This is a genomic window from Aquimarina gracilis (assembly GCF_035285365.1).
GTDB classification, from domain to species: domain Bacteria; phylum Bacteroidota; class Bacteroidia; order Flavobacteriales; family Flavobacteriaceae; genus Aquimarina; species Aquimarina gracilis.
In genome coordinates, this window is record NZ_JAYKLX010000001.1 from 84,605 (window position 1) to 98,245 (window position 13,641).

The 13,641-nt window shown below is 33.4% G+C and carries 11 protein-coding genes; 6 read left to right on the top strand and 5 right to left on the bottom strand.

Annotated features, from left to right (window positions below):
- Positions 1–90: 90 nt before the first annotated feature.
- Both U6A24_RS00325 and U6A24_RS00330 read right to left on the bottom strand, forming a co-directional pair.
- Positions 91–1,467 (bottom strand): sulfatase, encoded by a 1,377-nt coding sequence (locus U6A24_RS00325; protein ID WP_324177934.1) that lies wholly within the window; start codon positions 1,465–1,467, stop codon positions 91–93.
- Between the two features lie 93 nt (positions 1,468–1,560).
- On the bottom strand, positions 1,561–2,247 hold the full coding sequence (locus U6A24_RS00330; protein WP_324177935.1) for an NUDIX hydrolase: 687 nt from the start codon (positions 2,245–2,247) through the stop codon (positions 1,561–1,563).
- A gap of 138 nt (positions 2,248–2,385) precedes the next feature.
- Here U6A24_RS00330 and galK point away from each other — a divergent pair, with 138 nt between their 5' ends.
- The 4 genes from galK (at position 2,386) to U6A24_RS00345 (ending at position 7,261) form a co-directional block, all read left to right on the top strand.
- A complete protein-coding gene (gene galK, locus U6A24_RS00335; protein ID WP_324177936.1) occupies positions 2,386–3,531 on the top strand; it encodes a galactokinase in 1,146 nt (381 codons plus the stop codon).
- Positions 3,532–3,533: 2 nt separating this feature from the next.
- Positions 3,534–4,574 carry a UDP-glucose--hexose-1-phosphate uridylyltransferase gene (locus tag U6A24_RS00340; protein WP_324177937.1) on the top strand — a complete coding sequence of 347 codons (1,041 nt, stop codon included), beginning with the start codon at positions 3,534–3,536 and terminating at the stop codon, positions 4,572–4,574.
- A gap of 116 nt (positions 4,575–4,690) precedes the next feature.
- A complete protein-coding gene (locus U6A24_RS23185; protein WP_407653983.1) occupies positions 4,691–5,020 on the top strand; it encodes a DUF6660 family protein in 330 nt (109 codons plus the stop codon).
- Positions 5,021–5,071: 51 nt separating this feature from the next.
- Positions 5,072–7,261: a TonB-dependent receptor gene (locus U6A24_RS00345; protein WP_324177938.1), complete on the top strand. Its 2,190-nt coding sequence runs from the start codon at positions 5,072–5,074 to the stop codon at positions 7,259–7,261.
- A 192-nt stretch (positions 7,262–7,453) separates the two neighbouring features.
- On the opposite strand, the gene U6A24_RS00350 is transcribed toward U6A24_RS00345, so the two are convergent.
- A complete protein-coding gene (locus U6A24_RS00350; RefSeq protein WP_324177939.1) occupies positions 7,454–7,657 on the bottom strand; it encodes a hypothetical protein in 204 nt (67 codons plus the stop codon).
- Positions 7,658–7,908: 251 nt separating this feature from the next.
- Here U6A24_RS00350 and U6A24_RS00355 point away from each other — a divergent pair, with 251 nt between their 5' ends.
- Positions 7,909–8,742 (top strand): hypothetical protein, encoded by an 834-nt coding sequence (locus U6A24_RS00355; protein ID WP_324177940.1) that lies wholly within the window; start codon positions 7,909–7,911, stop codon positions 8,740–8,742.
- A gap of 147 nt (positions 8,743–8,889) precedes the next feature.
- Here U6A24_RS00355 and U6A24_RS00360 read toward each other — a convergent pair whose 3' ends face one another.
- Complete coding sequence (locus tag U6A24_RS00360) at positions 8,890–10,488, bottom strand: collagen-like triple helix repeat-containing protein (protein WP_324177941.1); 1,599 nt, start codon at positions 10,486–10,488, stop codon at positions 8,890–8,892.
- A 272-nt stretch (positions 10,489–10,760) separates the two neighbouring features.
- Between U6A24_RS00360 and U6A24_RS00365 the strand changes: the two genes are divergently transcribed.
- Positions 10,761–12,398, top strand: a complete 1,638-nt coding sequence (locus tag U6A24_RS00365; RefSeq protein ID WP_324177942.1) for a helix-turn-helix domain-containing protein — start codon at positions 10,761–10,763, stop codon at positions 12,396–12,398.
- A gap of 70 nt (positions 12,399–12,468) precedes the next feature.
- Here the strand turns inward: U6A24_RS00365 and U6A24_RS00370 are convergent, their stop codons facing one another.
- Positions 12,469–13,638 (bottom strand): PepSY-associated TM helix domain-containing protein, encoded by a 1,170-nt coding sequence (locus tag U6A24_RS00370; protein WP_324177943.1) that lies wholly within the window; start codon positions 13,636–13,638, stop codon positions 12,469–12,471.
- Positions 13,639–13,641: the final 3 nt, after the last annotated feature.

The following is a 13,641-nucleotide window of genomic DNA, read 5'->3' on the forward strand; positions in this document are numbered from 1 at the left end:
GGTACAACCCAATATTAAAAATGAGATACTTAAGAATATTATGAGGCGGTTATATGATTTCAAATAAACTTTAAGCATTACCTAAATATATCATTTTGATAAATACGATCGTAATTTATTCAATTGATCTAGGTAATCCGAATTACCAATCAAATTGATATGCTCTAACGGATCGGTGCGATGATCATATAATTCCTCTGATCCATCTTTGTATTGAATATATCTCCAGTTTTTATTTCTAATCGCCGTACCCAGTACATTGGTTGTGGTTACATAATCCTTGTCGAGCTTAGTTTCGGGATCTGATAACAATTCTGAAATATTTTGGCCGTCCAGATCGTCTCTGGGCGTGATACCACATAAACTAACTAATGTAGGATATAGATCTAAAAGGCTTACAGGATGGTCGGTTTTAGCACCTAATTTTGTTACTTCGGGTGCATGTATTAATAGTGGTACCCTAGTGGATTCTTCCCAAAGTGTGTTTTTTCTCCAGGTAGATTTTTCTCCTAAATGAAACCCATGATCGCTCCAGACGATAACAATAGTATTTTCATAATAAGAAGAAGACTTCAATTTTTCCATAATCCGCCCTAACTCATAATCAATATAAGAAACACTAGCTAAGTATGATTTTACCGCGTCTTGCCAAACACCTCTACCCATAATTGTATCATGTGCCCTGCGATCCTTCTTTACGGATTCTAAAATTATTGCAGGAACATCTTTTATATCATCATGCGAAAAATCTGGTAATTGAATATCCAGTGAATCGTATAATTTATGAAACCTGGGAGGAGTGTACCATCCCAAATGAGGCAGCCTGAAACCAGCCGCCAAAAAGAATGGAGACTCATGTGATTTCTTAAAAAACTCGTCTACTTTCTGTGTAATTTGATTTTCGCCCCATTTAGAAATACTATCCGCTACAGCTCCCCAATCAAAATAGCGATATACACTATCAGTTATAAATTTTATCCCGTGACCTGGATAAGGTGTAGGCTTTGGCCTACCACTGCACCAAGCATACTCATCCCAAGGTTCAGTTTTACTATCTTCTTTATGAAATACCTTTCCAAAACCCGCAGTATAGTATCCTTCCTTTTTAAAGTGCTGGATCATTGTTTCTGCATCTGGAAGATATTTTCTAAACGGATAAAAGGCATTATTAGAAACTATTCCGGTATTGCGAGGGTCCAGACCCGTCATAATACTTACTCTCGAGGGATTGCACAAAGGTGCAGATGCATGCGCATTAGTAAATGTCATTGCTCTTTTGGCAAATTCTTCTAAATTAGGCGTTATTGCCTGGGGGTGGCCTCCTAATGGTTCAACCCAATCGTTTAGATCATCAATAGAAATAAAAAGAACATTTGGTTTCTTAGCTATTTTAATCGTATCCTTTTTTTTAGAAGTACATGCACACAAAACAAGTAGACTAACTGATAACAAACAGAGTTTATTCATAAGTTTATGATTAAAATTGCGCAATCGATTGCGTATTTTCATATTAAAAGCTTCATTAATTCCGACAGTATTAAATACAATTAATTCTACGGATTATATTTCGAAATTATATCCTGATTTTTGCAAATCGATATATTTCTTATAATCAAATTTATATAGGAAAGCTCCTTTTTTAGATCCTGTTTTATCTTTTTCATGTAATTTAATAATCACATCCAAAGAGAGAATCTTTTTTCTGAAATTCCTAGGGTCCAATTTTCTTCTATAAATAGCCTCGTATAAAGTCTGCAATTGAGGAATTGTAAATTTCTTTGGCAAAAGTTCAAAACCTATAGGTTCATATCTTGCTATTTTCTGAATTCTTTCTAATGCATCCATAACCATCTCATTATGATCCAAAACTAATTCTGGTATGTTTTCTATATCAAACCACTTGGCTCCTCTTTCTTCAATAAGTGTTTTGATATCATTATCGATCCTAATTAAGGCATATTGAGCAACAGAAATACATCTATATCCCGGATCTCTATCAACAGAACTGTATGTACTCAACTCTTTCATATATACATTCTCTAATCCGGTGAATTCTTTTAAAATTCGAACAGCAGCTTCAGAAACGGTTTCACCAATTCTTACAAAACTTCCAACCAAAGATACCGCCCCTTTAAAAGGATCAATCTTACGATTGAAGACGAGTAATTTTATTTTCCCTTTGTCAAATCCAAAAATAATACAGTCTACTGCTACAAAGAATTTGTCTTTTTTATCATATATATCCATTCCCTACTAAAGTTGTACTGAAATAGTTATCAATATTGACAAATATAATAAATGTATTTTTTACATTTATTATATTTACACCATAATTACATAAAATCAACATATTGATTTAACGAAAGAGGTAATTCATATAACCCCATGAGCACTAATTATAGAGAAGTTATAGAAGATTTTAAAACAGAACTGGTAATAGCATCTCCTGGTAGGATTAATTTTATTGGAGATCATACCGACTATAATAACGGTTTTGTATTGCCAACCGCCATAGACAAAAAAATTATTTTTTCTTTTGAAAAAAATGGAACCGACTCGCACTGCGTTTTGTATAGCGTTTCATACAACAAAACACTAGTATTTGACCTTAATAAAATAAGCATCAGCAACATAGAATGGGAAAATTATATTCTTGGAGTTGTACATGAATTATTGAAGCTAACAAATAAAATCAGAGGTTTTAATTGCATTATAGAAAGCTACCTGCCAATTGGAGCAGGTATTAGTTCATCGGCAGCCTTAGAATGTGGGTTGGCCTATGGGTTAAATAAACTGTTTAATCTCGAATTATCTAAAATTACTTTGATAAAGCTAGCTCAAAGAGCAGAGCATAATTTTGTAGGAACCCAATGTGGAATAATGGACCAATTTGCTTCGGTCATGAGTGAAGAAAACAAAGTAATTCTTTTGGATTGCATGACCGAAACACACCGGTTAATCAATGCTAATTTTAACCCGTATAAAATTTTACTGCTCAATACCAATGTTTCTCATAATCTAGTTTCAAGCGAATACAATACTCGTAGAGCAGAATGTGATGAAGTGGTCAAAATCATTTCATCAAGATATAAAACCGTCACATCCCTTCGGGATATTTCTAAAAGCATGCTACATGAGTTTAAAAAGGATGTATCTGAAAAATTAATGCGTAGGGCATCTTACGTCATCGAAGAAAACGAAAGAGTACTTATAGCTGCAGAGGCTATGGAAAAAAATAATCTGAAACAAGTCGGAAAACTTATGTATCAATCTCACCGAGGGCTTCAGAAACAATATGAGGTAAGTTGTAGAGAGTTAGATTTCCTTGTCGATTTTTCTGAAGAAAATCACCAAATTATTGGGTCCAGAATGATGGGAGGTGGTTTTGGAGGGTGTACTATAAATCTAATCCATAAAGATGCCATAGATAACTTTTTAATCAAGGTTAAAAAAGCCTATAAAGAACAGTTTAATATTGAATTAACTTCATTTATTACCCTTCCCAGTCAAGGAACTTCAATTCATAAATAATCATGCAAGATTTTAATAATAACCCCCATAGAAGATACAATATACTAACAGGCGAATGGGTATTGGTATCACCACATAGAACCAAGAGACCTTGGCAAGGCAAAAATGAAGAGCCGGGTCAGTTTTCCCAGAAAACATTTGACTCAAACTGTTATTTATGCCCGGGAAATACGCGCGCCAATGGAGAAAAAAACCCCAATTACAACAAACCTTTTTCTTTTGTTAATGATTTTTCGGCTTTGTTATCTGATATTCCAAAAAAAGAACAACAAAATGGACTGTTAAAGGCTGAATCTGAATCCGGAATATGTAAAGTGGTATGTTTTTCGCCAAACCATGCGCTCACTTTACCTCTCATGAAAACTGAAGAAATTGCCCAAGTAATAAAATTGTGGCAAGAAGAATTCACCACTTTAGGAAATTTGAATGACATTAATTATATCCAAATTTTTGAAAATAAAGGTGCCATCATGGGTTGTAGTAATTCACATCCTCATGGACAAATTTGGGCACAACGCTCTATACCTCAAGAAATCATAAAAAAGACCCACCAACAGGAACAATATTGGAAAAATCATAAAAAATCGCTCTTAACGTCTTATTTGGAACAAGAATTAGCATTGAAGGAACGAGTTCTTATAGAAAATGAGGATTTTGTTGCACTAGTTCCATATTGGGCTATCTGGCCCTATGAAACCATGATTATACCTAAAAGAAATATTCAATTTATAAACCAACTCACTCCAGAAGAAGTAGATAGCTTTGCTTCCATCATTAAAAAGCTAACGATTAAATATGATAATATTTTTGAAACTTCATTTCCGTACTCTGCAGGAATACATCAGGCACCCACAGATGGATCACAATACGAGTTCTGGCAATTGCATATGTCATTCTATCCTCCATTATTAAGATCTTCCACAATAAAAAAATTTATGGTTGGATACGAAATGTTTGCCAGTCCCCAACGAGATATTACAGCCGAACAGGCCGCAAAAATAATACAATCACAAAGTGAAGTGCATTACACCTTAAAACACTGATTGTACATCACAAATTTTCTTTAATTAGATCATGTAATGTTAGCTCAACTCATAGTTTTTCTATTTAGAGAACAAAAATGTTATACAAGGCATTTTAATTCTTGTATCTTTGTGGTATGAAATTTTTAACGCTATTATTGGCTATCTATTTCTTCTCACTCAATTTTTATCCGTGTAGTGATACCCACGGCGATGAAGAAGATAGTACGGCAGAAATTTCACTGGATAATGATAATCATTCTGATCACGATCATTGTGATTCAGAACTATGCTCGCCTTTTTGTTATTGTCACTGCTGTCAAATACATACAAGCCCTGTCGTTCTTCAAAACTACGCACTTGTAAAGATTTCTTATTCCAAATCAATTTTTAGGCACTTTGAAAAAATTCATGAAGGAGCTTCCTTCAAACCTCTCCAACCCCCTGAATTTATTAGCCAAAATTAGGAAATGGGATACTCTCCCCTTTAAATTTTTAGTTAATAAATACAAATTAAAATGAATCTAAAACTAATAAGCACCTTGCTTATACTATTGTTATGCTCTTTAGTTTATGGACAAAATAATTCTATACAAATTAAAGTCTTAACCGAAAAAGATAATACCTCTTTATTGGGGGCCACTGTTTACATTGAAACTATACAAAAAGGGGCTACTACCGATTTTGACGGTATTGCAGTTTTACAAGGTGTTCCAGATGGAAAGTATACATTACAAATTTCATTTGTAGGTTATGAAACCATAGAAACTCAAATTACAGTTCCTAACCAAAGTGAATTGACGTTCTACTTGCATGAAAGTGCTGACGCTTTAGAAACTATTGTGCTTCAATCTACACGAAGCACACGTACTATAAAAAATATTCCTACAAGAATAGAGTTTATCGGTGGCGAGGAATTAGGAGAAAAAGTAGCCATGAATGCTACAAATATCTCAATGACACTTCGTGAAAGTACCGGTATCCAAATGCAGCAAACTTCATTAAGTAGTGGAAATTCTAATATCAGAATACAAGGATTAGATGGTCGATACACCCAATTGCTAAGAGATGGTTTTCCCTTGTATAGTGGGTTTTCAAGTGGATTAAGTATTTTACACATTCCTCCTGTTGATCTAAAACAAGTCGAAATCATAAAAGGAAGTTCATCAACGCTTTATGGAGGTGGAGCTATCGCTGGTTTGGTAAACTTGGTTTCTAAAACACCTGAGGATGAACCCGAACTAGATATCATGCTTACACAAACGCAAGCGTTGGGAAGTACTGCAAATGCATTTTATAGTCAACGTACAGCCAAATGGGGTTGGGCCTTTTTTGGATCTGGTAATTATCAAAAGGCATATGATCCAGAAGATGACGGTTTTAGCAACTTACCCCAAACCTGGTCAATTAATTTTAACCCAAAGTTATTCTATTATCCTTCAGAGAACACAACTTTTTGGGTTGGACTTAACGGAAGTTATGATGACAGAAAAGGAGGTGATATTGCAAAAATAGAAGATGACCTAGACGGAATTGATCAATATTCTGAAGAAAATCTATCAAAACGAATAAGTAGTCAGGTAGTTTTTGAAACTCGACTTGATTCTGTACAGATCATAAAAGTGAGGAATAGCATTTCCTTTTTTGATCGAACTCTTGAAATTCCGGATTTAACCTTTACCGGCAACCAATGGAATACTTTTACAGAAGCTACCTATCAACGACAAGGATCAAGAGCCGATTGGGTTTTTGGGGCAAACTTGTACTCAACTGCTTTTGATGAAGATTCTCAAACTCTTGAAAGAGATCAAGAGGATATTACCTACGGATTGTTTATAAATAACATTTACGACATTTCTGAGCGTTTTATAATTGAAACTGGTCTCCGAGCCGATTATGCCAATGACTGGGGATTTTTTGCATTACCCAGAGTTTCACTTTTGTTTAAAGCCCATAGTAATTTCTCAAGCAGAATTGGTGGAGGTTTGGGATATAAGATTCCCGATATATTTACCGAGGAAGCAGAGTTTATCAATTTTGAAGATATTCTTCCGATAGATAAAGATACCCTAGAAGCTGAACGTTCCTATGGACTTAATCTTGATTTTAATTATCAGACTAAGTTATCAGGTGATTTTGGTTTTTCAATCAATCAACTTTTCTATATTACAGCCATTAAAGATGGTTTATTATTGAACAGTACTATCAATGACCAGTTTCAATTTGAAAACGCCGATGGCGAAATTTTAACTAAAGGAGCAGAGACCAATATCAAGTTTAGTTATAAAGATTTTAGGTGGTTTTTAAATTATGCCTTAATCGATACCCGATTGAATTATTTACCGGGAAATCCTCAGAAACCTCTCACTGCTAAGCATAATGCAGGTAGTGTTTTTATGTATGAGTCTTCAAAATGGCGAATTGGCTATGAGGCCTATTATACTGGAAGTCAATTACTATCTAATGGCACAGAAACAACGGATTATATTACGATGGGATTACTGGCAATTCGTAATTTTAAATGGGGGAATGTTTTTGTAAATTTTGAAAACTTTACCGACCGCAGGCAAAGTAGGTTTTCACCTTTGGTATTACCTCCTAATGAGGACCCTATTTTTCCAGAGATCTATGCTCCAACTGATGGATTTATTTTTAGTTTAGGAATTACTTTGAAGCCTTTTGGAAATGAGAGTGAACATCATGATTAAAATTCATCTTTTTTTGACGACATTCCAGAAATAACCAACACATAAAAAAGGGAATTACAATTTTTAAGAGGACACATATAATTCTCAGTAAAATAATCCTTTATTTTTATTCAATTTCATAATAAGAAACAAAATAAAATTGCCTACTATGTAAAAAAATAGTAGGCAATTTATGGTTATTACTTAAACTATTTATCCGCATCCACAACCCGCATTTGGACTCGTCTCTGCTGTAGGAGGCATTGGTACAGTTGGATCTGGTGCTATACTTGCACAATCACCATTGTTAAGCGTATTGGTAGGGTTAGTGGTTATCCCTCCCATTATTTTTTTCTGGCCTAATTTTGAAATAATGTTCTTGTTTAATGCTAATCGAATACTCTTTGCTTTTTTCATGTCTTACACTATTTAAATTGGTAAGTATTAAAAATACCACATAGTTCGTGAAAAGTATCTTCTATTAACACAACTTTAAAAAGGTCTTAAGAGTAGTTTAAAAGACTGTTTGCTTGACACTAAAACAGGTTAAACAAATAAAAATTTGTAAATCTTTTGTGTTAAAACGAGTCCCGTTTTATAATCTGAAACTCATCTTCAAAAAAATATTGCAAAATTCATCTCTAATTAACTCTTCAAAGAACCTTTTTATGAAAACACTAAGAACAAACATCGTTTTATTAGCTATCACGGCGATGTTATTTTATGCTTGTAGTAACAGTGATGATAGCAACAATCCTGAAACCGGCGAAGAAACCGAAATTCGCCCTATAAGCGAACTGGCAGAAGATCCAGATTTTATCAAGTTTATGGAACTATATTATTTCCCAGAAGCAGAAATATCGAATTTACAAGCAGCAAAAGAGCTTCTTATACAATTTGAAACTCAAAATGCATGGAATGACATGAGCCCAGATAATTTTGAAAACTTGGCAACTACTTTTGGTTATGAAAATGGAATAGCATTGACCAGTTATTTGCAAGAACTAAATACTGCTAAAGAGTTTTTAGAAAAAAAATATGTCCTAAGCCAAGTTGATTCGTTGGTACGAGATAGCATCATGATTACCGTATATAATGATCTTTCCAGACAAGAATTTGTTAACACCTTAGGCGAAAATCTATCTTCATCTAAATCAGATTACAATTTTTACATTCAGGCTCTAGCAGCATGCAAAAGAGCTGACGAAGAGGATCACGATGCCGGTAGACCTAGTTGTTGGGATGCTCGTTTAGAAATGGGTAGTTTTCTAGTAAAGAAATATGGCTATCGAGCTATGGACATACCTCCTGATTGTTTTCGTCAAGGTGTAACTCCTCCTGATATTTGTTATGAGATGGATGTCTTTAATTATCATTTAGAGTCTATGAGAAATTTTTGCGAGTTTGATTGTTGCTTAATTGATAAATGTTTTGAAAGAGGTGAGGATTACATCGATTTTATACCAGAAGAATGTGAATGTGAGGATATGAATGTTTCTTAACTTTTCTAATCTAACTATTAGCAATTTTTCATTTAGAAATACCTTAAAAATTAGTTTTATATTGATTTCAATAGGAAAAGAAAATAGGGAAAAGAGTAGTGCTCTTTTCCCTATTGTTTTTCCCTACAATTTTCTGTTTTTATGCGATTAATTCCTAAAAGTTATATCATTACCATTATCTCTTAAGGTTTGTGCATCTGTTTCTGCTTGGGTAGAGGCAACTCCCCTAAGAGTAACTTTAGTACCGGTAATAGGAGGATTTTTTGCTACCAAAGATGAAATTATATTATCTATGGCAGCTGTTGCAATTCCGCCTGGAGTATCCATATCAATATTGAGAAAATCTGTTGCCGAGGATACGTTAACAGTAGTTAATTGTACTGCCGAATCTACACGTATATCTTCAAAAGTAGTTGCAGCAGCTAGATTAAAAGTGGCCAACGCATCCTCGGTAACATTTAGATCCTTAAAAGATTGAAGATTCGGCATTGATAAGCCAGTTAGTGCATTATCAGCGAATCTAAATGTAGGATTACTGACACCTGCTCCTAAAGAAACAAGACTCGAAAGATCAATTGAAGATAGCATTGTATTAAATCTAATATCTAACCTATTTCCTATAGTACCAAGGCCAGAAAAAGAAATAGAAGATAAACTTTCGTTTTCTCTAATAATACATGTTGATATAGTAGTTATCTTAGACATGTCTATTTGTTGTATAGAGGGGTTTTCGGTTATGGTAAAGGCAGATATTTCTCCTGTCAAACTACTTAACGTAGGGATTGTAACCAAAATAGGGTTATTATCTATGTTTAACCTGTCTATTTTCGTTAATGCGCCTGTACTTACTTCTGTAAGTAAAGTGTTATTTTCAATTTCAAGTCTAATATTCTCACTTCCAGTATAAAGAGGTAGTCTTACGGTTTTTAATGTAACGGTATTTCTGATAGATACATTACCAGTAATGTTATTGAGTTTAGGAAAATCAATCACTTCCATTTTATTTTCACCAAAAACACTTAACTCTCTAGTGTTTTCAAGACTAGACAACTCCAGAGTAGATAAGTTGATATTGTTAAATACACTTAATCTTCCATTTGCAGTAACAAGTTTTGATGCAGAGATTGATTCTAAATTATCGTTATCATAAATGGATATACCGCTTGAGCTTATCAATTCTGGGATAGATACTACTTGAAGAACATCATTTCTATAGATTTCTATGGCTCTCGTCATATTTTTTAATGACGATAAGTCTAATGTATTTAACAATTCATGATCACTAATACTAATTCTGAATCCTTCTTCTAATTGTGATAGGTCTACTTCGGTCAATTTAGCATTTGTTGAAATTGAAATACTTTCATAAGAATTTTTGAGGTTAGGAAAAGATAGCTGCTCTAAGTTTTCATTATTATTGATTTCCACATATACTACATTTTCGAGACCTTCAAAAGTGAGTGACGTAAGATTTGTGGTATTTCGTACCAAAATTGTGTGAGTGTTACTCCCCGTTTCAGTAGCAATAATTTCACTAGCTTCTTCATTGGTAATGTTTCCTGTAAGTATGAGGTATCCATTACCTCTATCGGCACCATCGGTACCATCAGCTCCGGGTGCTCCATCGGCCCCCATAGATCCTGTTGGCCCTTCAGGTCCCGCCGGACCTTGATCTCCCTCACAAGAAATTAAAAAAACAAGTGTAAGTAATATTAAAAGCTGAGATGCAAAATTTTTAGTTGTCATTTGGTTCAATGATTTGATCGTTAAAATTAGATTTCAAAGATTTGTTTTTATTCTGTAGAGGTAAACCTAAAAACAATTGATAAGAAGAGAGTATCATTTTATAATCTGGTACTCGATTTAAGAAAAATCTTTTAGTTTCTCTAGCAAGCTCGATTAACAACTTTCTTTTTTTATCACTTACTTTACTCTTATTAAGTGGTCACTTTCATTCATTTTATGGATATTTGCACCTATCATATTCTATAACCTCAACTAACAAAAACCACTCTCAAATGCGGTCTCAATTTCAGTATTGGATTTTTCTTTTTATAGTTTTAGGAATAAGTAATACTATTCATGCTCAAGTTCAAATTATAGATACTTTAAATATTCCTACCAAAGACAAAAATAGAATAAGAGAACTCAAAAAAGCCAGTAGAGAGGTAATGGATAAAGCAGAATATAAAACTTATAAAAAGTATCTAGACACCTTATATGAACTTGCTGAAATTAATAAACTCGAGCAACTAAAAGCTAGATTGCTAGCACAAAGAGGTACTGCCTTTAATAAATTAGGAGAATACGAAAATGCAATAACCGATTTTACAAAAGCGCTTAAGATTCAAGATAGTATAGAGTTTAAACCATTGGATAAAGCTGTAACACTAGCAAATCTTTGTGATGCTTATAACAACCTTGGTGATAACGAAAAAATCAAAGAAGTTGCTTCAAAAATTCTTGAACTACAAAAGCAACATCAATTACCCGAAATACTTGCCGCGGCAGCCTATACTTCTTTATCAAAAATTAGTATTTCTGAAAACAAATTTGAGGAGGCGTTAGAATTTCATCAAAAAGTTGAAGACATTGGTGTACGACTAAAAAGTGATAATATCATTGGTTTGGCTAACTTGAATAGAGCCGAAGTATATTTAAAGTTGAAAGAATATGAAAAAGCACTGGTGACTAGTCAAAAATCGATTGAATATGCCAAAAAAATTAGCTCTTTTGAATATCTATGTGTAGGATATCTTCATAAAGCTAAAGCACTTAAAAATTTAGGTGACATAGAAGCAGCTCAAGAATCTTTAAGAAAGTCAATTGAAATTGCCTTAGAACAAGGTTATAAAGTATATGTAATGGAAGGACGCCTGTTACAGGCAGAAATTTATGAATTAAAACAAGATTTCAAATCTTCTAACAACTATTACAAGTTATACTTAACATCAAAAGAGGATTACTTGGCTACACTTTCGAAAGCCAAAAGGTTAGAAGTGGAAAAAGAAATGTTGGCAAAAGAAGAAGTCATTTCGAAACAAAAAAGTTCCATAAATCAACTATTGTTGTATGGTGTTCCGGTTATACTATTACTTTCAGTTTTCTTGATATTGTATGTTAAGAAGAAAAAGAAGTTGGAAGAAGATAATCTACAAATTTTAGAAAATAAGAAAATACTTGAAAGTGAAAATACATCTTTGAAGAATAAACTAAACGAATTAGCATTGACCAATTCTAAGGGGGATAATGAAGAAATCAAGATTAAAACCAGAAAAAAATATCAAAACTCCTCTTTAAGCCAAGAAGAAAAAAGAATGTACGCTACAAGTATTCTCAATTATATGGAAAAAGAAAAACCCTATCTTAATCCAGATCTTAAACAATCTGATATGGCGCAACATTTATCTATAAGCATACATTTACTATCCCAAGTCCTGAATGATTGTTTTAAAAGAAATTTTAATGGTTTTGTCAATCTATACCGAATTAATGAAGCGAAAAGACGTTTACAAGACCCTCAGTTTTTGAATAGTAAGATTATAGCTATTGGTTATGAAGTAGGTTTTTCGAGTAAAACATCATTTCATAGGGTCTTTAAAAACACCGTAGGCAGGACTCCTTCAGATTATCGGGATTTAGTATTAAACAACTAATTCTTTTTTAGATAATAATTAAAATAATAATTTACAGCTAGTTACATTTCTACATTTAGTTTTAAGATCTTCAATAAAAGTCTTTTATCAATCTACCTTTAGGTTTCTTTTTATTCTTATACTGCTTCCCATACCAAAGCAAAATACCACTTACGGGTAAAGATGCACAAATCAGACTAACTAAGAAAGCAATAATTTTACCAACTATTCCTCCGATAGCCCCGATATGGATATCATAATTCATCCGGATGACTTTATCTGCAAACCTGGCGTTTTTGTATTTACCATAAATGCTTGGTGTTTCAATTTCTTCGAGTGTATATTGATCAAAGAAAAGGTAATCCATATTATAATACAAGCCTTTAGAATTACTTACTTCTACCAAGATTGATGTTGTATCATTTTCTGGATAATGTAATTCAAAACTATGAGCATCTTTATATTTATTTTTTAGTATCGGAATCAATCGATCATACTCATAATTTGATTTTGTAGTTGAAGCTATTACTTGTTCACTTTCTGGAATAACAAATCTTGGATCATTATCTCCTCCGGCAGCCTTATATGCAATAAAATAAAACCAATTAAAAGCCATCACACATCCTGTAAATGCTAAGATCAACCCGAAGGACATAATGTAAAACCCCACTACTGTATGTAAATCAAAGTTTTTACGTTTCCAGCGAGTTTTGGTATTCCAATCAAACTTGAGCCGTTGTTTCCAGTTTTTATTATTCCTGGGCCACCAAAGAACCAAACCACTGACTAAAATGATAAGAAACATTAGCACCGAATAGGATACAACTCTGGATCCGATAGCATCAGGAAGCCATAATCTAAGGTGCCCTTTTAGTACAAAACCAAAAAACCCTGAATCGTTATCAATTCGTTTAATGAATTCACCTGAATAAGGGTTTAAGAAAACACTCTGATAAAATATTTGGGGTTCTGCTTCATAAAACACTACTTCTATGGCCTCATGCTGTTTCCCGTAGACTACACCATGAATTGTTCTGTTGGGTATTATTTTTTCTGCCTGTTCTTTAATTTTGGAAGCTACCAGAAACTCTTGATCTTGTGGAGCCACATATTTATGATCATCATAAAAACTTTCTATCTCCTCCTTAAATACCCAAAGACAACCTGTAATAGAAACTATAAAAACTACTAAACCTGTGGTAAGACCCAATATTTTGTGGATTTTCAGAATCGTTTTTCGAGTACTTTTCTTCTTCGGCATGAC

Excerpts from the sequence above, each read along its gene's own strand:
- U6A24_RS00355 (WP_324177940.1), top strand. The coding sequence starts at position 7,909 with ATGAAAACACTAAGAACAAACATCGTTTTATTAGCTATCACGGCGATG.
- U6A24_RS23185 (WP_407653983.1), top strand. The coding sequence starts at position 4,691 with ATGAAATTTTTAACGCTATTATTGGCTATCTATTTCTTCTCACTCAAT.
- galK (WP_324177936.1), top strand. The coding sequence starts at position 2,386 with ATGAGCACTAATTATAGAGAAGTTATAGAAGATTTTAAAACAGAACTG.
- U6A24_RS00345 (WP_324177938.1), top strand. The coding sequence starts at position 5,072 with ATGAATCTAAAACTAATAAGCACCTTGCTTATACTATTGTTATGCTCT.
- U6A24_RS00340 (WP_324177937.1), top strand. The coding sequence starts at position 3,534 with ATGCAAGATTTTAATAATAACCCCCATAGAAGATACAATATACTAACA.
- U6A24_RS00360 (WP_324177941.1), bottom strand. The coding sequence starts at position 10,488 with ATGACAACTAAAAATTTTGCATCTCAGCTTTTAATATTACTTACACTT.
- U6A24_RS00370 (WP_324177943.1), bottom strand. The coding sequence starts at position 13,638 with ATGCCGAAGAAGAAAAGTACTCGAAAAACGATTCTGAAAATCCACAAA.
- U6A24_RS00330 (WP_324177935.1), bottom strand. The coding sequence starts at position 2,247 with ATGGATATATATGATAAAAAAGACAAATTCTTTGTAGCAGTAGACTGT.
- U6A24_RS00365 (WP_324177942.1), top strand. The coding sequence starts at position 10,761 with ATGCGGTCTCAATTTCAGTATTGGATTTTTCTTTTTATAGTTTTAGGA.
- U6A24_RS00350 (WP_324177939.1), bottom strand. The coding sequence starts at position 7,657 with ATGAAAAAAGCAAAGAGTATTCGATTAGCATTAAACAAGAACATTATT.
- U6A24_RS00325 (WP_324177934.1), bottom strand. The coding sequence starts at position 1,467 with ATGAATAAACTCTGTTTGTTATCAGTTAGTCTACTTGTTTTGTGTGCA.